This is a genomic window from Streptomyces sp. NPDC054849 (genome assembly GCF_053610945.1).
Genome location: NZ_JBSGZI010000073.1, coordinates 19,702 through 41,708, shown reverse-complemented (window position 1 = coordinate 41,708; position 22,007 = coordinate 19,702). Strand labels below are relative to the sequence as shown.

General features: G+C 66.0%; 11 protein-coding genes. 6 read left to right on the top strand and 5 right to left on the bottom strand.

From position 1 onward, the window contains the following. Positions 1–269: 269 nt before the first annotated feature. From ACWGIF_RS26635 to ACWGIF_RS26620, 4 genes are all read left to right on the top strand, one after another. Positions 270–641, top strand: coding sequence for a tyrosine-type recombinase/integrase (locus tag ACWGIF_RS26635; RefSeq protein WP_453501162.1), 372 nt, complete (start codon positions 270–272; stop codon positions 639–641). After that, positions 638–973 (top strand): helix-turn-helix domain-containing protein, encoded by a 336-nt coding sequence (locus tag ACWGIF_RS26630; protein ID WP_331761948.1) that lies wholly within the window; start codon positions 638–640, stop codon positions 971–973. The genes ACWGIF_RS26635 and ACWGIF_RS26630 overlap by 4 nt, the downstream gene beginning before the upstream one ends. Next, entirely contained in the window at positions 970–2,556 is a 1,587-nt protein-coding gene (locus ACWGIF_RS26625; RefSeq protein ID WP_453501160.1) for a hypothetical protein, read from the top strand. Before ACWGIF_RS26630 ends, ACWGIF_RS26625 begins: the two co-directional genes overlap by 4 nt. 85 nt (positions 2,557–2,641) lie before the next feature. Beyond that, positions 2,642–3,010: a hypothetical protein gene (locus ACWGIF_RS26620; RefSeq protein WP_257559891.1), complete on the top strand. Its 369-nt coding sequence runs from the start codon at positions 2,642–2,644 to the stop codon at positions 3,008–3,010. A gap of 510 nt (positions 3,011–3,520) precedes the next feature. Here the strand turns inward: ACWGIF_RS26620 and ACWGIF_RS26615 are convergent. From ACWGIF_RS26615 to ACWGIF_RS26595, 5 genes are all read right to left on the bottom strand, one after another. Continuing rightward, positions 3,521–4,117 carry a hypothetical protein gene (locus ACWGIF_RS26615; RefSeq protein WP_453501157.1) on the bottom strand — a complete coding sequence of 199 codons (597 nt, stop codon included), beginning with the start codon at positions 4,115–4,117 and terminating at the stop codon, positions 3,521–3,523. Positions 4,118–4,439: 322 nt separating this feature from the next. Further along, on the bottom strand, positions 4,440–4,916 hold the full coding sequence (locus tag ACWGIF_RS26610; protein ID WP_453501155.1) for a hypothetical protein: 477 nt from the start codon (positions 4,914–4,916) through the stop codon (positions 4,440–4,442). Between the two features lie 1,153 nt (positions 4,917–6,069). Further along, a protein-coding gene (locus tag ACWGIF_RS26605; protein ID WP_453501153.1) for an IS630 family transposase occupies positions 6,070–7,157 on the bottom strand; the annotation gives its coding sequence in 2 pieces (ribosomal slippage) (positions 6,070–6,708 and positions 6,711–7,157; 1,086 coding nt in all). 313 nt (positions 7,158–7,470) lie between these two features. Then, a complete protein-coding gene (locus ACWGIF_RS26600) occupies positions 7,471–8,322 on the bottom strand; it encodes a hypothetical protein (protein WP_453501151.1) in 852 nt (283 codons plus the stop codon). Next, positions 8,319–15,800, bottom strand: coding sequence for a polymorphic toxin-type HINT domain-containing protein (locus ACWGIF_RS26595; protein ID WP_453501149.1), 7,482 nt, complete (start codon positions 15,798–15,800; stop codon positions 8,319–8,321). Before ACWGIF_RS26595 ends, ACWGIF_RS26600 begins: the two co-directional genes overlap by 4 nt. 502 nt (positions 15,801–16,302) lie before the next feature. Between ACWGIF_RS26595 and ACWGIF_RS26590 the strand changes: the two genes are divergently transcribed. After that, on the top strand, positions 16,303–19,386 hold the full coding sequence (locus ACWGIF_RS26590) for a DNRLRE domain-containing protein (protein ID WP_453501147.1): 3,084 nt from the start codon (positions 16,303–16,305) through the stop codon (positions 19,384–19,386). Positions 19,387–21,000: 1,614 nt separating this feature from the next. Then, on the top strand, positions 21,001–21,456 hold the full coding sequence (locus ACWGIF_RS26585) for a HEAT repeat domain-containing protein (RefSeq protein ID WP_453501145.1): 456 nt from the start codon (positions 21,001–21,003) through the stop codon (positions 21,454–21,456). Positions 21,457–22,007 lie beyond the last annotated feature (551 nt).

Below are 22,007 nucleotides of genomic sequence, written 5' to 3'. Positions count from 1 at the left end.
ATCGAATCGTCCATGCGGTGAGCCTAGGCGCGCCGACGACGACGGAGCGCAGTGGGCTACGAGGAACAGCAGGGCAGCCTTCAAAAACAACCACTAAGTGCTCCCGGACAAACGGCATTCAGGGGCCCCTCCCACTCAGGCTGCGCTGCGCTCCCCGCACAGCGTGTCCATGAAAGCATCCAGGTCTGACACCGCGTCACTGCACAATGACCTCAGGTGATCGCTTCTGTTGTCCCATATGGGCCAAGCGTGGTGGCAGAGCACGCTGCGTGACCGGGTGTGTGGGGTGGGCCGCGCCGAAAGTGCTGTTCGGCACCGACAACAACCCGGCGGCCTGGCCCTCCGAACGGGGCCTGCGGATCGGCTGCCAGCGGCTCAACTCCCGCTTCATCGCCTACCGCAAGGCCCTCGGCCTGGACGACGGACTCGACTTCCACTCCTTCCGCAGGTCCTACGTCACCCACTTGATCGAGGACGGCTGGGACCCGCGCTTCGTCCAGGAGCAGGTCGGCCACGAGCACGCCAGCACCACCTCGCTCTACACCTGCGTGTCCTCGGACTTCCGCACCCGCACCCTGCGGCGGCATCTGGACTCCACCATCGCTGCCGCCCTCCAGACCCAGCCCGGGAGGCAGGCATGAAACGCAAGGTCGGCTACACCTGGCGGCTGCGCGAGGTCATGGCCCAGCACCGGATCTTCACAGCCACCGAACTGGTGCCGCTGCTGCACGAACGCGGCATCGACCTGTCCGCCTCCCAGGTCCACCGCTTGGTCTCCGGCACTCCGGAACGCCTGTCGTTGCAGGTCATGGCCGCGCTTTGCGACATCCTGTCCTGTACCCCGGCCGATCTGGTGGCCACCACCGCAGAGAACGCCGGCGTCCGCAAGACCGCCACCGGCGACCTGCCCACCCCGCTCGCGAACGTGGCGAAGCTGCGGCCCCGCGCCGCCCGGATCCTGCCCGACGCATGACCCGCCCCTACGCCACCGACGAACAGTACGAACGCTGGTACATGGCCGAGTGCTGCCGCTGCGGCCGCCGCAGACACAAGGCTGGCACGTGGCCGGACGGATACGTCTGCCGGACCTGTTCCGACCGCGCCGTCCGGACACGGGGCACCTGCCCGGGATGCGGCCAGGACCGTGCCCTCCCCGGACTCCGCCCCGGTGACGGGGCCGCGATCTGCACCACCTGCGCCGGCTTCTCGCAGACCTTCGACTGCTCACGCTGCGGCTTCGAGGGCAAGCTCCTGGGCGGACGGCTGTGTGAACGCTGCACCCTCACCGACCGCCTCACCGCACTCCTGGACGACGGAGACAGCCGCATCCGACCCACACTGGTCCCGCTGTTCGACCTGCTGGTGGCAATGGACAAGCCCAGAAGCGGCCTGGCCTGGCTGGAGATGCGCCGCGACCAGCCGGGCAGCGCCTCGCAGCTACTGCGGCGGCTCGGCCTCGGCGAGATCCCACTGACCCACGACGCCTTACACGAGCTCCAGCCCTGGCGGGCCGCCGCTCACCTGGAAGAACTCCTGATGACGTGCGGAGCCCTGCCCTCGGTCGACAAGTACCTCTGCTCCTTCCAGCGCTGGCTTCCCGGCCACCTGACCGGCATCGCCGACCCCGAGCACGCCAAGACGATCCGGCTCTTCGCGACCTGGCACATCCTTCCCCGGCTGCGGACCCGCGCCGAGAGGAGCCACATCACACCCAGCATCCGCCGGTTCGCCGCCGAACAGGTCAAGCACGCGACCGCGTTCCTGCAATGGCTCGGCGAGCGAAACAGCACCCTCGCGTCATGCGGCCAGATCGACGTCGACGCCTGGTTCGCCGAGAACACCGAACACGCCCGCACCTGCGTGAGAGCCTTCCTCAACTGGGCCATGCAGAGCCGACGCTGCCGACGCTCCCTGTCCATCCCCAAGATGAAGGTCTCCCGCCGGGCCGCACTGAGCGAAGACGAGCGCCTCGATACCCTTGGCCGGCTGCTGACCGATACCGAGATACCGATGCGACTCCGTGTCGCCGGAGTCATCGTGCTCCTCTACGCGCAGCCCGCGAGCCGCATCGTCAGGCTCGGCGTTGACGACGTCATCCGCGACGGCGACACCGTGCTGCTGCGGCTCGGTGAGCCGGCCTCGCCCGTCCCTGATCCGGTCGCCGCCCTGCTGCTGGAGCACATCGCGAACCGCGACAACATGAACACCGCTACCAACCCCGCGTCCCGCTGGCTTTTCCCGGGCCGCCGGGCGGGGCAGCCGACCCGCCCCGACCACCTGTCCGCGCTCTTGAACGAAGTCGGGGTCCCGACCGCGGCAGCCCGCGGCGCCGCGATCCGGCAGCAACTCCTCGAACTTCCTGCACCCGTCGTCGCGGACGCTCTCGGCTACCACGACAAGACCACCAGCCGGCTCCGCAACGAGACCGGCGGGACATGGAGCCGATACGCACCAGGAGATCACGAACCGGGCCGAACGCCCACAACCCATGCCGGGCACACGGGTGATCCGCCGCCACCCGTCCCCGGCGGATTACATGTTGATCATTGGGCCTGAAAACGTCTATCTGAAACCGGTCGGCGACCCGTAGTACTGGCTTCGCGGCCCACCGGCCGTCCACGATCTCAAGGAGCCATCACCCATGACTCGCTTTCGCACCCTGTGCATGGCCCTCACCGGCACCGCGGCGCTGTTCGCCCTGACCGCCGCGCCCGCGCACGCCGCCCCCGGCGACGTGACCACCTCCTGTTCGAGCGTCCTCACCCCGAGCGGCTTCGTCGACGTCAGCTGGGGGTACAGCAGCAGCTGCGGCACGCAGAGCTTCAGCCCGAACATCAAGCAGATAAAGCAGCTCACCGGGCTGCCCGTCGGCACCGTGGTCCAGGCCTGCAATTCCACCTACCAGCCCTTCGGCTGGGTTCAGACCGCCTCGTACTACAGCGGCAGCTGTGTCTCCTCCTCGGTCCCCAGCTTCAACAACAACGCCTGGACGCTCAAGCGCGTCTCCTGACCCGTCCGCCCCGACGCCGCGGTCGTGGAGTTCGCGGAGCAGGCGGTCGGCCGGCTGTTCCCCGGACGCCGGGCGGGGCAGCCCTTCCGTCCCGACCGCCTGTCCGCACTCCTCAACGAGATCGGCGTCCCTGTGGCCGCCGCCCGCGGCGCCGCCATCCGACAACAACTCCTTGAGATGCCCGCTCCCGTCGTCGCGGACGCTCTCGGCTACCACAACAAGACCACCACCCGCCTGCTCAACGAGACCGGCAGAACCTGGAGCCGATACGCCCCTGGAGATCACACACGGTCACCGGCAGGCTGGGTTCCACGGAGAACTGGCGACAGTTGAATACGAGAGCCCACCAGTACCAAGGCCGGTATAGGCGGCGGGCGCCCCGGCCGGAACCGGTTTCCCGACGGCGCCCCCGCCTACAGCAACCTGCCCGGGTGCTGCCTCAACCAGGCCGCTGGGTCTCACGCACGCCCAGGTACGCGAAAGTCGTCCCGGTGGCACGGGGGGCGTCGTTCACGAGTCCCCCTCACTGCCCTCGTTCAGCCGCATTGCAGCTGGCTGGGCGACGGGAGTATTCCGGCGGCGGATGAGGCGGGCGGGGTTGGCCGCGCGCAGCCAGCGGGCGATGGTCTCCAGGCCTCGTACGAGGCGGCCGCGGCGCACGACCTCGTGGAACTCCTCGATCCACACGTAGAGCGTGGCCTCGTCGTCCATGGTGATGCCGCTCCTGCGGCGGGCTGTGTGGTGCGTCCACTCGTAGTGGTCCGCATGGTCGTACTCTTCTATCAACGCATCGCTGTCGGCCATGCTGATCGACGGGTCGCGGGAGTTGATGACGCGGAAGGTGAGATCCCAGGCGGCGGTGCGGGTGGGGTCGTCGGTGCAACGCCGGGCCAGCTTGAGGTGGGCCTGGCGCAGCGCGACCTCGTGTTCGGCGGTGGGGTGGTAGAAGTACGCGAACAGCGCGTCCTCGAAGGCGTCGCAGCGGACGTGGACGTCCTCGCGGCTCCCGGCGCGCACGGTGATGAGCGGGCCGGTGGCCTTGGAGACGGCCGCGTTCGCGGCGGCCCGGCCGGCGGCGGCAGCTGCAGCGGTGGCAGGGTCGATCACGGCGGGTTCCCCTCCCAGTGCCAGCCGCGTGCGGGCCAGCCGGGACGACCCTATCGGGGGCGGCTGCGTTCCCTGAACCCTCGCAGCCACTCGTTCAGCTCAACGAATAAGAGAACGCTGCAACCGGTGCGGCTGGACCGCGCACGCACCCGGTGAACCCTTCGTACTCGACCCCGTCGCTCTGCCGTTCCGCCTCGGCGCCAGCCACGACCAGTGCATGTTCACCCGCTGGCGCCCCGGCGCTGACCAACGGCGAGACCGACGCCGGTTCCCGCGGGGGCCGAGAGCGGGAGAACCGCCCTCGGCAACCCGGGCCGGTCGTCTATCGAGGACCGGGTGTCGGACGGAGCAGCCCTGTGCGGAACAGATCAGAGGCGGCGGCTTCAATCTCAGCGCGGGCCGCGGACGGGAAGACGGACCGCCGACGGGTGTTCGCAAGCACCGCCTGGTCGAGGCTGCCGTCGGCCCGGACCGAGCAGAAGACCTCCAAGTCCTCGTGGCCCAACAGCACGAACCCCTCCTCGGTACGCGTGTCATTGACGGCCAGCAAGGGGCCCTGCCACCCCCACTCCACGTAAGCGGGGATGGCCAGGCGGTCCGGCAACTCTGCGAGGTGGTCGACCGCGTCGGTCGGGTGGTCTCTGTGCCAGTAGATCAGGGCCCACGGCCCCTGGTACAGGTACTTGTTCAGGCCTTGGGCCCAGTGACAGTCAGGGCAGTGGACGACGCGCCGCCCGTCGAAGATCCGGTCGGAGTCCTCGGCCGGACGGTGCGGCGCGGCGGTTCGGTACGCGTTCATCGGGCCTCTGCGACGGTCGGGGCGGGGGTGGCCAGCGTACGGGGCTGGCGGCGGACTCAGGTCAACGTGCAGACCACGGCGAGGGCTTCGCCGGAGGCGATCTGCTCGGCGATGGAGTTCACGTCGTTCGTCGTCACAAACGGTCGTCTCTGACAGTGACGCGGCGTGCGGCCGTGGCCCCGGCTCGGCCGGAGGGAAAGCGTGGTCGGCTTCCGGTTGCCCGTCAGAATGCGGCGGTCTCGGCCTTCACGGATCGCGGGGTGCAGGTGCCAGGTCGTGAGCCGTCACTCGAACCCCTGCACGGAAGATCCATTCCGTGATAGAGCGCCCGGCCATGATCGATCTCACCGATATCCACGGTTCGATTGATCCCCGACGCCGAGCTCATAGAGAGTCGCTACTGTTCGGATCCTCCCGAACGGCCCGTGGGCCGGGAGAGCCCCAGGAACACCCCTGTATGCCCCGGAGAGCGTCGATCACGCCATGGGGCCACCCGTCGCACCCCGAGCCCACGAACGACCGCCAGAAGGCGATCTACGGACGCGCAGCCTTGCCCTTCCAGTCGCCGCGCGGAGCGCGTCCGCTCTCCTGACCCGCACGTGACCACTGAGGTCAGCCCCCACGGCGCGGGGCCCGTCATTACCCCGGCCACGACGACGCGGTCAGCCGTCCCCCGGCCCTGACCCGAGCTGGTGACGGGCCCCGCGCCCCTCTCCACTGACCCCTAACAGGCCCTCGCGCCCGCACAACGCGCCCCTGCGTTGCTCCGCTCGTCCGTCCCCCTGCGGCTACACCGTGGTTGCGGCTCCCACCTGCGCTTTCAGCGTGAGGGGGTCCCCTCGGAACGGTGCGGTGGGTCCAGTACCGGAGTACTGGACCCACCGCACCGTCGGCCTCGTCGACAAGTGCGGACTGTCCTGGCTACTCGTTCCAGCCGGCCGCCCCCAACGACTGGCCGCCTCTCACGCCACTGGAGCTGCTCACGGCAGAACACCTGACCCCGCTCACCGCACTGGAAGCCTTAGCTGCCGTGCAAGCCGACCCCAAGGCACCCGCCGAGGCCGTTGACGCAGTTCTAGAGCTCCCTACCCGACCCGCATGCCGCGATCGATAGCGCCGTGACCGAGCTGCGCACCCGAGCGTCCGCCGACCGCTACTGAGGTTGTAGGCGTGGTGTCGTCGGTGTGAGTCCGGTCGCGGTGAGGCATCCGTCGATGATGTCGCTGCGGTAGTGGATCTGGCGGAGGCCGTGTCGTAGCCGGTGGATGAGGTGTTCGGGGTCGGTGAAGGCGGTGTTGGCCTGGCTGGTGCGGCGGAGGATCGACCAGATGCCTTCCACGGGGTTGAGGTCGGGTGCGTAGGGCGGCAGGTGGTAGGCGGTGATCCAGTCGTGCGCGTCGATGAAGGCCCTCATCCTGCGGTCCTTGTGGACGTTCAAGTTGTCCCATACGAGGACGATCGGGCCATCGAGCTGCTGGTGGGCGGCGATGAGGAGGTCGCGGTACTCGGTCCAGGCGAAGCTCCTGCGGCCCCCGGCCTTGTGATCAGTGTGTCGTTTGGGCCGGTAGATCAGGCGCGAGCGTTCACCGGGTTTGTAGCAGCACAAGGCCGCGATCGAGAAGCGGCGCTGGGATCGGCCTCTCACCCGGATGATCGGGGTGGATCCGCGCCTGCCCCACGTGCGGGAGGTCGGCGGCGTCATCGAGAATCCGGCCTCGTCTTCGAAGACGATCCAGGCCCCGAGTGCCGCCGCGGTGGTTCCAGGTGCGGCCACACCTCCTTCACCCAGCCGGCGACGGCTGCCTCGTCGCGCTCGACGGCACGACGGGCCGGAACCTGGTGGCTCCAGCCGTGCCGCCGCAGCATCTGGGAGATCCCCGACAACGTCATGCTCTTGTGGAACCGCCGGCCGATCAGCGTCTTGATCCTGGCCAGCGTCCACCGTTGGTCCGGCCAGCCGTGAGCAACGGGGCCCTTGGCCAACTCCTCCTCGAGTACCGCGAACAGCCGGTCATTCAGCTTCGGACGGGACACCGGGCCGCGGGAACGGACCGCGTCCTGGCCGGCCTCCCGCCAGGCCCGCCGCCACCGCTGGACGGACCGGACGCTGACCCGTAACTCCTTCGCGATGTCCGTGCTGCCCCGCCCCTGGGCGAACATCGCAACTGCTTCCATCCGGATCCGCTCGCGGAACGCTTGCCTCTCCGCGGTCAGACCCCCACCCTGCGATACCTCATACACCCGGCATACCGCGACAACCACCAACCGTCAGCCCTTACGACAAGACGACTTCAAGGTCAGTAATCAGCGGCTGCACGCCACGGTCGTGGGGCCGCCCGCCGCGCGGACCTCGCATTGCCGGACGATCTGGTGGCGACGCTCAAGACGCCGGAGGGCTCCCCGCATGCGCGGAAAGGAGACGACGCCACCGATGCCCCGCCGATCGTACCTGGCGGGGCATCGGTGCAAAACGCCGAACAATCAATCTGCGACTGGGGGCCATTCCTTAACTATTAGAATTCCTTCTGTATCCGTCTTTTAGGATCCGCTTTCCTCAGCGGCTCAGAAGTTCGCTCAATGACTGACTCAGAAACTCGCTCATGTATGAATGTTGGTAGGTTCCGTCCGTAAGGCCCACGGCGCGCGCTTCCTCGCCTCCGATCAATCTGATGCCTCCTGAGGGATCTTCGGCGGCACCAAATTCTCCAAAGTCAATGCCTGGCCAGAAGCCTGGGGAATGGTAGATTTCCGGCTCAGGCGGGAAGTGGGAAAGCAAAGCGTCGTCATGCCCTACCACGTACCATGAGCCGTTTGACACCATCGCGTCATCAGTGTAGATCGGAAATCTATAAGGGGTGAAATCCTCGGGGTGCATGGAGGGTCGTGATTCGAACCTTCCTTGGAATAGTCCAAGTGCGAGCCCAAACCTATTGCGTGCCACCGCGATCGTGGCGTACCAGCCACCATCTGCGGCGGGGATTCCTAGGACATCTCCGACTGTCACCTCTGCAGCACTCTCTGCTGGTACTACTGAGAGCGACGTAACATCCCCACTCGTTACGTCCATCAGGTGATCCGCTTGATCGTTAATGAAAATCAAGAGAATGTTGGCAAGTTCCGTAGGGGTGATGTGGCGCTCGGATCCCTTGATCAGGCCGGAGAGAATTGACGCCACGTCTGAAAAGAGCGAATCGCCCAGTTCGGGAACGCGGGACTGATTTGATTCGGAAGTGATGATTCGGCCTGCCAGAGTGGCCTCGAATTGCAGAGGTCCTGAATAGATGTCATCCGAAGACCATTCCAGGAGCTCAAGGAATTCGCTCAGTGACGGAGGGCTGTCAATTTGCTCGGAGAGCTCGAGTAGGACTGCGGTCAGGTCGGCGCTGAATTTCGCATGGTGATTCACGGGCAGCCGCCATTCTTGAATTTCTCGTACGCGAGGTAGCCATCTGCCTTCTTGTCCCCATCCATAGGCTGCTGGCGGTTACCGCGGTAATTATTTCCATCTTTTCCGATGAAGGAGCCGAAGGTGTCAGACATTCGCTGTTCCAGAAGGCGAGCTTGGCCGTAGGTCCTGGTGCCCGGGTAGGGGATCAGACGGTCACCGTTAGCGGGGTCAAATCTGTTGAAAGTTTTGGAGTGTCGTCGCTTGACGGAGGCTTCAGTTTGATCGGGTCCGAACATTCCGGAGTAGTAGATCGTGTTGGTCTTATCCACCAGTACGTAGTTGCTGTACCCGGGGCGGTCCATCTTGTCGAGATCAAACTCTGCCCCACCCGCATTGTGGACGAGAACCGGAGTTTGCCCCGCCAACACATAGTACGTGTGGAGGTCGGCTACGGTGAGGTTGTAGGTTTCGTTGACGGCCTGATAGACGCGGATTGTGGCGACGGAGGCGGATGTCCCCTCGTCGGTGCGGAGGCTCACGCCTGGCTTGAGGTCTCCGGCATCCTTCCAGACCTGATCCGATTCTGACCAGAACGGGTGATGAGCCGTTGTCGTGATGGTCTTGATGCCGTCGGCCGTTTGGATGCTGAGGTCGACATACTTCTTGTCATCCTCGGTGTAGATGGTAGCGGTGACCGCCTTGGCCCCGGTCTCGTCTGTTTCGGGATCCGTGGCTACAACTTCATCGCCCGAACGCAGTTCTTCGATGGGCTTGCTGGTCCCATCGGCGAGGAGGACCTCCGTGCCGGCGACGAAACTGTTTCGGCTGCATGGCGGCGGCACAGCTTTAGTGCCCGTCAGTGCGATCGGGCCTCTCAGGAGCCGGAACAGAAGTCCTTCGACCGCAGCCGCCGTCAGGGCAACCTTGGCCGCTTCCTGGCCGATATTGGGCTGGTTTTTACACGACACGCCTTCCTGTCCACACAGAAAGTTCGTGACACCGTAGGTTGCCATGGATCCCGGAACAGGCTTGTGGCATCCCGTCCCGTCAAGGTCAATGCAGTCGCCGTAGATGTTGTAGTGCTTCTTAATGCTCGGGTCGCTCTTATAGAGGGCCTTGGTGGCCGCTCGGAACGCCTCGGCATCCTGGAAAACTACAGTGGTGTCGCCGAGTTTGAGTGTGATCGGGACGTGGTCGTCGTAGCTGGAATCTTTTTCCGGGGTGGGAACATCGTCGTATCTACTGCAGCCACCACACCCGCCGCTGTCGAATCCGCCGTCATTGTCTCCTTCGTAAAGCCTTAGTCCGGTCGGGTCGGAGTTGGTGAGGGGGTTGCCGTTGGCGTAGGTGTAGCCGTTCATCTGGAGTGGGTTGGTGATGTCGATGATGGGGTCGACGGAGATGAAGCGGCCGGTGCCGGGTTCGTATTCGCGGGCGCCGATGTGGGTGAGGCCGGTGGTGTTGTCGTCTGTGCCGACGCCGAGGAAGGTGTGGTTGCCGGGCCAGCTGGACGGCTGGGCGCCGCGGGGGTTGCCGTAGGGGTCGGACTTGCGGCGTGTGACCGGCTGGCCGTCCTTCTGCTCGACGCTGGTGATGGCTGTGTTGTGGTGGTCGGTGAGTAGCTGCGACAGGGTGTGGCCGGTGGTTTTGCCGTTGGTGCGGCGGACGGTGGTAGGGGCGCCGGGGCTGCTGTAGTAGCGGAAGGCGTCGATGGCCTGGCCGGCCTTGTTGACGGTGATCTCGGTTTCACCGAGATACAGGGTGCGGGAGCTGCCGGTTTCCTGGATGACTCGGTTGCCGGAGGCGTCGTAGAGGTAGCTGGTGAGGTTGCCGAAGCTCCACTGCTGGGCCGGGGTCGGGGCGGGGCTGGCGCAGGTGTAGAGGTCGAGGTCGTTGCCTTCGGCGGCGTTGTCGTTGGGGACGGTGAGGCACTGGTTGGTGCCGGTGTAGAGGCCCTTGTTGGCGGCCGTGTAGGTGAACTTCTGGTTCGCGTCCCCGGCCTTGCAGGCCTTCAGCCGGGCCTTGCCATATTCGGCGGTGAGGCATTTACCGAGGGCCTGGACGGTGTTGCCGGTGAAGCGCCACTGCTGGGGTTTGGCCTCGTTGCAGGTCAGCAGTTGGACGGGCAAGCCGCCTCCGGCGTCGGGCGTGGCGTTGCTGTCGACGTCGAGGCATTTGCCGGACAGGCCGGTGACGGCGACGGAGCCGATACCGGGGCTGGTGGCGGACTCGAGCTTGTTGCGGTGGTCCCAGGTCAGATCCTGGCGGTCGCCGGCGATGGTGCGGGATGTGGTGTTGCCGGCTCCGTCGTAGGTGTAGGTGGACAGCGAGTCCACGACCGAGCCGGGAGTCTTGGTGGTCTTGTTGACCTTGGTGAGGGCGTGGGGCTGCTTCTTGAGGGAGGGTTGCGGCCCGCCGATGTCCACCCCGTAGGCGTAGCTCGTTACGTCGTCGAGGGCGCTGTCGGTGAGGTCGTGGTCGGTGAGCTTGGTGCGGTTGCCGATCGCGTCGAACTCGTAGTCCTGCCAGTAGGCGTCACCCGGGGTGCCGGATCCCACCTCGGTCAGGGCTGGGCCTGCCGCGCTCGTGGGGCAGCCTCCGGTCTTCCCGGTCCAGGCTCGGGTGAGCTGACCCAGGGCGTCGTAGGTGAAGCACTGGCGGTCGACGAGCGGAGCGGATTCCTTAGTGGGGCCGGGCTGGGTATCGGTGATGGAGGTCGGGTTGCCGGCCGTGTCATAGGCGTAGGTGAGGGCGGAGAGGAGGTTGGAGGTGGAGCCGGGATCCTTGGTCTCGCGGTGGCTGATGGCTTGGGTGACGCGTCCGGTGTGGGGATCGTGGACGTTTGTGGTCCACACGCGGTGGGGCGCCTTGCCGGAGGCGGTGCGCAGGACTTCGCCGAAGGGGCTGTAGATGGTGTCGGCGGTGTACCAGGACAGGCCTGACATGGTCTGCACCATGCCGTCAGCGTTGTACCGGGTGATCAGCTTCTCGGCGGCGAGTCCGCCGATGGTGGCCGGGAGGGTCGTCGACTGGACCTTGCCAGTGGGGGTGTAGGTGGTGCTGTACGCGTAGGTGCCAGCCAGGCCTGCGGTGCCGGTCATGTTCGGGATCGTGATCTTCGATCCGGTGGGCCGGTACTCACTGTCGTAGCCGGTGACTTCCGTCTTGTACGAGCCGCTGCCCCACCGGCGGGTGGAGGCGACGGGCTGGCCCTTGGCACCGGGGAGAGTGTCGTAGGTCCAGGTGGCAATGGGGTCGGATTCCGCGTCGTCGCGCAGTGCGGTCTTGCGGCCCAGCACGTCATACGTCGTGTGCTGGGTGCCGTACGGGTTGGCCGCCGAGACCTGCTGGTCGAGAGTGTTGTAGGTGAACGTCGACGTGCCCATGTCGGGGTCCTCGGATGAGGTCATCCGTCCACGGACGTCGTAGGTGTAAGTCCACTCGTTGTGCGCCGGGTCGGTGACCTTGGCGAGGTTGCCGCGTACGTCGTAGCTGTAGCTGGTCTTGTTCGACGTGATGTTCGTATTGGTGGGGCTGAGGTCGGTGGTGGTGAAGTGCTCGAGTTCTGCGGTGCGTCCCAGGGCGTCGGTCGTGGTCTTGACGGAACGGCTGCCGGACAGCGGGGTCGCCCCGGTGGGGGACATGGCGCTGCGGGTCAGGGTCCAGTCGCCGCCGTACTGGGTGATGGCGGACTGCTTGGGTACGCCCTTCTCCAGGGTGGTGGCGCGCACAGGTCGGCCGAGGCCGTCGTAGGCGATCTGTGTCGAGTTGGGTACCTCGGTGATCGACTTGGGGACGAACGGCTTCGTGTTCAGCTCTCCTTCGGCGAGGTAGGCGTTGTTGGTCTGGCTGACCGTTCCGTTCGCGCTGTGCACGGTGTCGGTGATCAGAACCGCGCCGCCCGGGCCCTCGGTCTTCGTCTGGAGGGGGCGCAGCAGCCCGTCGTAGATCGCAATGGAGGTGCTGTAGGTGCCGTTGTCCTTCAGCGTGCGGGTGGTGACGGCCGGAGTCTTGTTCTCCTCGATCTGGTACTCGAACTTGTAGGCGGGCTGGTCGGCCGGCTTTTGCGAGGGTGTACGGACCTCGGTGCTACGCCCGAGTGCGTCGTGGGCAGTGGTGACCTTGCGACCGTTCGCGTCGGTCACTTCCAGGACGCTGCCGCGGGCGGGGTCCACCTTGGTGGTCACCGTGTGTCCGAGGGCATTGGTCGCCGTGACGGCGAACGCCGGCCCGGTCGCGGGGCTGAACGTCGTGGTCGACGGGTTGCCCATAGCGTCGTACGTCTTGATGGCACGGCCGAGCGTGTCGTATTCGGTCCGGCCGGAAGTGGTCCAGCCAGTGCCTGCCGCGTCGAGGCTGTCGACCTGGTAGGGCCGACCCTTGGTGGGCGCAGTACCGAAGGCGTTCACCGCGTCGTAGGACGTACGGGCGGCGCCGAGGGCGGTGCCGGCGGCGATGGCGGCTGCGGTGCAGTCACCGGTCGTCTCCCAGACTTCCGAAGGCAGACCGATCAGGTGGCTCGCGGGGTTGTGGACGTAGGAGGGCTTGCGGCAGGTTTGCTTGACCGAGGTCCAGCCGGTGCCCTTGTTTTCCCTGACGTCGGTATGCGTGGAGAGAAGCAGGCCGTATGACGTGGCCGCCTGCTCATAGGTGTTTTGGGTGCGCACCATCCGCGACTTGCCGCCGCTGACGGACTTGATCTCGTCAGTGCGCGCAGTGCCTTGGCGGTATGCCTCCAAGGGCGTGTTGTCGGGTCGGGCTCGGAAGGCGATCCTCTCGCTCCGCCAGGGCTCTGTCAGGTGGCGGGTTTCGACGCTGCCGCCGGGGCCGGCCTTCGTGTACGTGATGGTCTCGGCGGTCCGGCCCTGGTACAGGGGCAGGTCCTCGCCGAGGGTTTCGGTTCCGGTGGAGTCCTTGACGGTGATGGTGCCCGTGGGGGTCGACAAGGACATGCCGCGGAAGAAGCGGGTGCGGGTCTGGGACTTCTCGGTTGCGGTGGCCGTGCCTTCGTTCTCTGTCTCACCGGTGGTGGTGAGCACGCTGGTGTAGCCGCGCCATTGGCTATAAGTACGAAGCTCGGGCTTCGTGAATTCGTCATCGTCCTTGGCCCAGGCCGCACCTTCCTCGTAGTCGTAGGAGGTGGTGACGTTAGGCCGGAGAGCGACGCGGTCCTTCTCTACCACGCTCAGGACGACGTACTTGTTGAACACTTCCAGCGGTGGAATCTTGTCCGGTCCCAGTCCCGAGTCGGCGGACCAGTGCACGGGGAAGCAGCGGGTTGTGTTTTTTGCCGGATCGGGGACGGTGGTGCCCTTGGTGCACGGGGCGGAGTAGTTGACCTGGATCTGACCACCGGTCTCGGTGAGGATGGTCTCCACACGCAGCCGATCGAAGTCCGGCGTCGGATCCGGCCTCCCGTTGACGTCGGCCTTGGCGACGCGGTTGGGCATGTCTACGGCGTTGGCCTTGAAGGACACCGGCGGCAGTGGTACGCCGCTGGCGCTGTCCTTGGGGCCGTAGCCGGTGCGCCTGATGGATTCCAGCCACAAGGGCGGACTGGTGTCGGTGCGGTGCTTGGGCAGAGACTGCGTGAGAGCCCACTGGTCCACCTTGGTGAGATTCGTGGAGCCCTCGGTGCGCTGGGCGTGCGTCGTGACTGTGTGCAGGCGCATGCGCGACCAGAACGTCGGGGAGGAGTTGTAGCAGGACGCCGCGTCCATCTTGCAGTTCAGGGACGTGGGGGTGTCCCACCATCCGACTGCGGCTTTGGAGCCGAACAGGGCGTCATCGCAAGAGATGCCTTGTTCCGCATTGGGGAAGCATCGCTGCTCTACCCCGAAGTCGACTCGGCCTGCGGGGGCGCCGGCGAGGTTGTCGGCACGCAGTCCGTAGAGGATGCGGGTCGGATAGCCGCCGCGGACGTATCCGACCTCGTCCGACTCCTTCTCGGTGCCCTTCTCGTTCTTGGCGTAGCGGTTGTGCTCCTTCGCCCAGTCGATGACCATGGCGTTGCCGTAGACGTCCTCGACGTAGTCGAGGTTCCACCGCCAGGCCTGGTTGCAGGAGGAATCCGCGTAGGCCGTCGCATGGCAAGGCTCGCCGAAGTGGTTGCCAAAGACCGGGACCGTGAATACGGACTCGGTGACCGTCTTCGGCGTGATGTCGCCGTGGGCGCCGACGTTGTGGAGGCCGAAGTGGTAGCGGGTGCCATCGCGGGTGGTAACGACCCAGTACTCGCCGTCCTTGGCACCGTTGGCGGGGCCGCCGGTCTTGAGTTCGACCCTGGAGCCGTCGTCGGTGGCGGGAACCCACCTCCCGCCATCGTGGACGAGTTCGGTCGTGGTGCCGCCGAGGGACAGGACGACGTTGTCGCCGGCCCAGCACAGGTCGGCCTTCTTCTTGTCCGCGTCGTTGTCATTGTTCGGCTTGCTGGACGTGGGCTTCAGGTCCTCGGAACAGGAGCGGTAGCGTCGCTCGACGAAGCCGGGATGGTAGTCCCAGCCGTCACCGATCCAGGACGCCTGCCCGTTGGTCACGGACGTCTTGCCGTCCACCGCCTGCGAGGAGTACGAGAACGCGATGGAGGGGGTGGGGCCGGCCGGGGCCGGCGGCACCGTCAGCGGGTAGGTCCAGGAGAAACCGCCTCCGCTGCCGCCCGCCGTCCATGAGCCCGAAGGCGAGAGCGAGGTGGCCTTGTACGAGCCGCCTGCGCCCGATCCTCCGTCGGAGGCGACCAGGATTACGGACCCGCCGCCACCGGTCATCGTCTGCATGCCCTGAGCGGGCGCAGCAGCCGTGGTCGGGTCGACGGTCGCGATGACCTTCTTGTCGGCGGGTAGGTTCGAGCTGGGAATGTCCGTGGGGTCTGAGCAACTCGGCACATCGGGGGTGTCGAGGAAGCATGCGGGGAACTGTCGCAGCTTCAGGCGTGAGGCCCACTCGGTGCCGTACAGGTCCTCGAACTTCGAGTAGTCCAGGGCGACGTCGACCGGATTCACCGCGTCGGCCGGCGGCGTGATCTTGATGATGGCACCATCGACACCGGCGGCGTCGGTCTTCACGCGGCCGTCGACAGCCGCCGACCAGGTGCCCGACGGTGCCGTACCGGTCCCAGGAACCTTGCCGATGCTGACCGGGAGCGAGCCGACCTGAACGAAATCGGCAGCAGACTCAGGCGTCAGAGGCACACTGTCCGAATCTTCCGCCGGCGGCGTCACCGCCGTCGGCTTGTACGCCTCGAGCGAAGGCGGCGGCTCACCACCCCACGCGTCGAACTGTGCGGAGATGCCGGGTATGGCTTTGGCGTCCGTCTGGAGGCCTGGCAGTGCAACACCGGTGCGGTCGCCCGGTGGCGCCGCCCAGGCCTGGGCGGGTAGGAGAGATGCAACCAGCATCACAGACAGCGTGATGCCGGTGCGCCCGGCAAGGCGCGCGCGCGTAGCGCGTGCCTTTCTGTTTCCGGGCAGGCGGAAATGATGCGCCGAGAACGGCGACATGTGGACCCCCCATGCCTCTGCCGGCGCAGCGATGGCACACGACCGGCAGGAAACTGACAATTAGCCAGCTGAGTCTGCGGCCAGTGGATCAGAAAAGCCACGGTTCCGATATCCGGAGTGACCTTTATCACTTAACCACCTGCATACCTCGGGGCAATCGATGTAAATCGGCCTCAAAAGGTTGGTTGGGTAGTCGGTGCAGTGAGTGAAGATGTCGCATGAACGGTTAATGGTCGGCTCGTGACTCCATTGCATGAAACGTGGGCGGGGAGCGGACCTTTCGCGTTTTCAGGTCGGTGGTCGAAATTATTTTTGTGCGTACCGAGGGTCGCGGAAGTGTGCCCGAGGGGGGAGAAGTACACCTGTGTCTGTCAGTGAATCCGTGGACGATAGTCCGCCAACAGATCCTGCGGTAAAGGACGTTGCCGCGCCGGCGCGTCGCTGGTTCGGGCGCCGTAAAACGCTGGGAGGCCTCGCCGTTCTCCTGGCGGTAGCGGTCGCGGTGCCGGTCGGTGTCCACGTCGCCGGGAGCGGGAAGCCGCAGAGCCGGCCGGGTGAGGACGCGCCTGTCGCCGCGCCGGAAGCGCGACGTCAGGCACAGGAGACCGGCAAAGAGGTCGAGGTCACCGCGGAGCGCAGCGCGAACACCACCACGTGGGCGCGGCCCGACGGCCAGTTCCGCAAGCAGGTTCACAGCTCTGCCCTGCGTGCCAAGGTGGGCGGTCGGTGGAAGCCGATCGACACCACCCTGGAGCGCGTGGAGGGTGGGTATGCGGCCAAAGCGGTCAACGGGCGTGTCGTCTTCAGCGCAGGGTCCAAGCCCGTCGGCGGGGAGCGTTCCTCACGAGGCGTGAGCCGGGTGTCGCTCAAGCAGGACACACCGGGCGAGGTATGGACTGACCTGGTCCGTTTGAACACCGATGGCCACGACATGGTGGTCGGCTGGCCCGGCGCCCTGCCCGAACCCGTCATCGACGGCCCTCGCGCACTGTACGAAAACGTGCGCCCCGGCATCGACCTGGTGATGACCGCACAGGACGGCGGCTACTCACACCTGCTCGTCATCAAGGACAAGCAGGCCGCAGCCGATCCCCTGCTCGGCCAGCTGAAGTACCGCCTCACCTCGCCTGACCTGACGTTCCACCTGGACGGCGAGTCACACGCGGTCAGCGCCCGCAACGCCCAGGGCGAGGAAGTCGCCGGCTCCCCGACCCCCATGATGTGGGACTCCAGCGGCAAGGTCGCCACCACCGACAACGAACCGGCCTGGAAGCCCACCGACGTCGCGCAGCAGCACCCGACGCTCGCGCTGGCCGGACTCGCCGGCGCAGAAGGCGCACGCCTGAAGCCCGCCACCGCAGCCCTCGCCGACAGCACGCTTTCCCTCACACCCGACACGTCCCTGCTGACAGGCGCCGAGACGGTCTATCCGGTGTTCATCGACCCCTCATTCAAGGGGCACAAGCACGCCTGGACCCTCCTCTACAAGACGGCCGGCAGCTCGAGCTTCTACAACGGCCAGAACTACAACGCGAGCGGCACGAACGAAGCCCGCGTCGGATACGAGTCCACCACCGGCGGCACGTCCCGCTCCATCTTCAACTTCGACTTCGGCAGCCAGCTCCACGGCGCCGGCATCACCTCGGCCCGTGTCCGGGCATTGCAGACGTACTCATGGTCCTGCAGCCAGAAGCAGATGGACATCTACTCGACCCCGTACATCACGTCGTCGAGTACGTGGAACAACACGACCGGCTACTGGACGAAGAAGGTCGCCAGCGAGTACTCCGGCTACGGCTACAACAGTTCGTGCCCGGACAACTGGATCGCACCCGACATCCGGGGTCTCGTCACCGAGGCGGCCAATGCCGGCTGGGGGGCACTGTCTCTCGGGTTCGCCGCCCCGAACGAGTCTGATTCGTATTATTGGAAGAAGTTCCTCGCCAACGGCGAGACCGCCCCGTACATCGAGATCGTCTTCAACACCCCGCCCAACGTCCCCATCGCGGCGAACATGCAGACCTCCCCTGGCGGCCCGTGCCTGACCAGCGGCGCCGGTACCGCGATCGGCAAGACGAACGTGACCTTCCAGGTCAAGGGCACCGACCGCGACGACAGGCCCGACCAGCAGAACCTCCACGAGGTCCAGATCGAGGTGTGGAACGCCGCCACCGGAGCGCAGGTCTACAACGACTGGCTGCCGGTCAACAGCGATGGCGTCGTCGCCGCGGAGGTGCCCTTGACCTCCTTCGATCACGGTCAGAAGTACTACTGGCTCTCCCGCGCCAGGGACTGGGACGGCGCGTGGTCGCCCGGCAGCGGGCCGGCCGACTCCGGCGGCGGCGGCTGGTGCACCTTCACCGTCAGCCACACCGTCCCGCCCGCCCCTACCGTCAGCTCATGGCACTTCCCCGCACCCGGCGACAACCACACGGAGTGGAGCCGGGAGCCGGCCGGCACGATCAACCAGTACGTGGACTTCTACGGCAGCGGCACCAAGGCTGAGGACATCCGCGAGTATCAGTGGAGCCTGAACCGGCCCACCTTCGACCAGAAGGCCTGGACGTACGACGCAGACAAGGCTTCCGCCCCGGTGAAGGTCGACACCGCCGGCCCGAACGTCCTCTACGTCCGCACCGTCACCAAGTCCGGCAACATCTCACCCGCGCAGCAATACCTCTTCCTTGTCAAGCCCAACGCCGCTCAGGACAAGCCCGGCGACGTCACCGGCGACGGCCGCCCCGACATCCTTGCCATCGACGGGGCGGGAGATCTCCGCGTCTATGGCGGCGACGCGAACGGCGACACCGACGCCTATCTCCTCGGCACTTTCGACAACGGTCAGCTCGTCACCGGTTACTGGCAGACGCCCGCCGGCGGCAAGCCGCCCGCGCTCATCGGCCACTCCACCGACTGGTTCCCGGGTGATGGTTGGACCGACGTCATCGCGCGGATGCCCGACGGCAAGCTGTATGTCTATCCGGGCATCGGCACCGGCCAGTTCGACGTCGGGCGCCGCATGGAGATTTTCCTGCCTGAGGGCGCACCCGACCCGGCCACCTTCCGGCAGATCGTCGTCACCGAGGACGTCGACGGCGACGGACTTGCCGACATGTTCGCTCTGGACGCCGACGGCTTTTGGGCGTTCTCCGGCTACACCGGATCCAGCTTCGCCTCCTACAAGCAGATGGCCACCGGCTGGGCAACCCGCGACATCGTCGGCGTCCGGGACGTCTCCGGAGACAAGATTCCCGACCTGCTCTTCCGGGACAACGCCGACGCCAACCGGGGCCTCGCCCTGCGCAAGGGCAAAGCGGGCGTCAACGGCGGAGTCGACCTCACCTCCCTGACCTCGCAGGCAGCGTCCAACGGCGGCCTGGACATCACCTACGCCACCACCGGCTGGGGCAAGACCACCTTCCCCAAGATCCTCGGCACACCCGACGCCACCGGCGACGGCATCCCCGACATCTGGGCCGTGGACACCGCCGGAAAGCAATGGCTCTACCAGGGCAGAACCGGCGCAATCGGCCCCGCATCCGGCGTGGACGAAGACAAGTGGAACGAGTTCCTCACCATCGGATAACCCCCACCACGCAAGCACAGCACAACCCAACGGTGCGCTCTGCCGGGAGACCCCTCCCGGCAGGGCGCAGCCATATCGGACTCGCACCTGGTGCACGCCGCCGTCCCCCGGCGCGCGAGTGGGTCGAGCGCCTCCATCAGCGGCGTGACCTCCACCGTGCCGCACACACCCAACCGCACCCCACAGGCCCCGCCGCACCCTCGGATGGACGATCCGCCCGGGCGGGTCGGCCGTGGCCGTGCCCTTACGCCCGCCCCGGCGTCGGCCTGGCCTTCGGCGAGCGCCCGGGATCAGCCGTTTCCCTCCGGGACCTGGGCGTCGACCCTGGTGTCGCTGAGGAGCGTCGCGGCCTGGGGGCGGCCGTGGGCGCGCAGCAGGCCGACGACTTCGGCGGTGTACGTGCGGAGCAGCTCGCGGGCGCGTTCGAGGGCGGTGTCTCCGTCGCGGCCGAGCTGTTCGAAGAGAGCGGTTACTGAGGTTTTCAGGGTGGGGTCGGTGGTGCGAGGGTCAGGCCGGTGGCGGTGAGGCAGCCGTCGATCAGGTGGGGCCGGAGCTGTTCTCGCTGCCGAGCTGGTCGACTGCCCGGCTGAAGCGGTCACTGATGTGCCCTTCTCGGGTAGCGTTCAATCCCTCCTGGCTAATCCTCAACTGCCGCCACGTGGCGTACGCCCCGAAGAGGAGACGACAGCGTCACCAGCCGCCTGCAGGAGCGTCGCCCCGGCAGCACCACGACGACTACGGTCAGCGCGGCCAGTACGGCCAACACAGCCCCCGTGGTGAGGAGTGCTTCGCCGACCCGTCAAATGCGATCAGGGGCAGGTCGACATAGAATGAACTGCGGTTGCCTGAATGGTGCACGCCCCGTCGGCTTGAGTTTTTCACATTCCCGACTCGTAAGTCCAGGGATGAGTTCTCCGATGCCGCATCTTTCCGATTCTTGCCTGATTGACCACCTCCCGCTTAGCCTGCGCCAAGTAGCCACTGAGGCGGGTATGCAATTTCCCCTATCTCTCCGAGCATTCCTCAACGCACCCTGCCCATTTGTCGGCGGTTGCGTGACGCTTCACTTGAAGATACTCGACAATCCCAATGTCCCTGTCTCGACCATGCTCGTTTCTATGCGCGCCGTATACAACACAGCTCGCATAGGGGTGAGGGTCGGAAGCCGCGAAGATCTTACAGGCCCAGCATTCGCATCCTTGTTGGACCTGGATATCGGCTCCTGCCCAGCGAGAGACACCGGCACCCCTACCGCTGAGCAGATACAGCTATTCAATAACCGCCGCAACGTCGGCGCAGGTGATGTTGTGGCCTATTTCATCCGCTCCGCGACTCCGGCGGTCTTCGGCTGTTCCCAACACCCGTCCGGGCGACCAGGTGCGGTTATCGCAAGAGTCGCTAGCCGCTGGACTTTGGCACACGAGATTGGGCACGTGCTGGGCCTCAATCACGTCGATGACCCAGCACCTCCAAACCCGAGCGCACCTGCAGCACTGCTGGATCGACTGATGACTGGCCGCGGAACCAACGCGATTACAAATCCGCCGCCTGACCTCATTGCCAGTGAGATCAACGTCATGCGCTCAAGCTCACTAACTCCCTAGAGGCAACGTCATGCCGATCGCACGCGACGACATCATCAGTGCGTTGCTGCCCGATGAACCGAACTATGAGGCGGCCGCCCAATTTTTGGGCCCAGAAGCAGCCCCGGTTTTGGCAGACCTTGCCGAATCCAACGAGATCGGTCTCGCCTCCAAGGCTGCCTCGATGGCCAGCTTCCTCCCTACGGATTCGGCCCGAGCCATACTGCAGCGCGCGGCCGCGCATCATGATCCGGTGGTTCGAGTGGCAGCCGCAGCATCTCTTCAGCGCCACCCGAAGCTAGCGGAAGAACTGACAAGGCAGCTATTGAGGGACTCGGACGTCGGCGTTCGGAAGTGGACCCTAAGGTCGCTTCAAACCGTCATGCCGATGGGATACCGGGACCAGGTGGAAGGGTTGGCCGTAACGGAGCAGGTTCCGTTCCTGCGGGAACTCGCTCGTGAGGTCGCCCGGCACCTCCCTTCTTGAACCACACGTTCGTGCCGGGGGAGTGGCCGCGAACAGAAACCTCGAAGCCTCGAGAGAGTGAAGGTGTGAAGGGAATGGCTGAAGAATTCGAGGGCCCTGTTGTCGTGAGGGGTGTGCTCGATGTTAAGGGGAAGGGGGGTAGACCGGGCCTGCTGACGTCTGACAACATCGAGGTAAACGGTGCCATTAGCAGCAAGTTTGGCGGCGTGGAGGCGCCTTCCGTTCAATGCAATTTTGTGGACGCGACAGCTCCGGCCGGAGTCAGCCTAGCCGCTCGGTTCAGCGGCGATGTGCAGATCACTGGCGACTTGGTGCTGACTGGGGCGGATGTTGCCGAGCAATTCGAGGTGTCCGACCAAGTGGACGACACTGCAGTCGTGCCGGGCACGGTTGTCGTACTCGACGACCAAGGCGCGCTAGCACCGTGCACCCAGCCGTATGCGGCTTCTGTCGTAGGCGTGGTCTCGGGGGCGGGTGACCGTATCCCAGCTCTCACCCTTGACGGCCAGAAATACGAGGACGGTGATCAAGGTCGGCGCCGAGCCGTAGCA

Bases quoted from the DNA above. Each gene is read 5' to 3' on its own strand.
- ACWGIF_RS26595 (WP_453501149.1), bottom strand. From the start codon at position 15,800: ATGTCGCCGTTCTCGGCGCATCATTTCCGCCTGCCCGGAAACAGAAAG.
- ACWGIF_RS26630 (WP_331761948.1), top strand. From the start codon at position 638: ATGAAACGCAAGGTCGGCTACACCTGGCGGCTGCGCGAGGTCATGGCC.
- ACWGIF_RS26620 (WP_257559891.1), top strand. From the start codon at position 2,642: ATGACTCGCTTTCGCACCCTGTGCATGGCCCTCACCGGCACCGCGGCG.
- ACWGIF_RS26610 (WP_453501155.1), bottom strand. From the start codon at position 4,916: ATGAACGCGTACCGAACCGCCGCGCCGCACCGTCCGGCCGAGGACTCC.
- ACWGIF_RS26625 (WP_453501160.1), top strand. From the start codon at position 970: ATGACCCGCCCCTACGCCACCGACGAACAGTACGAACGCTGGTACATG.
- ACWGIF_RS26585 (WP_453501145.1), top strand. From the start codon at position 21,001: ATGCCGATCGCACGCGACGACATCATCAGTGCGTTGCTGCCCGATGAA.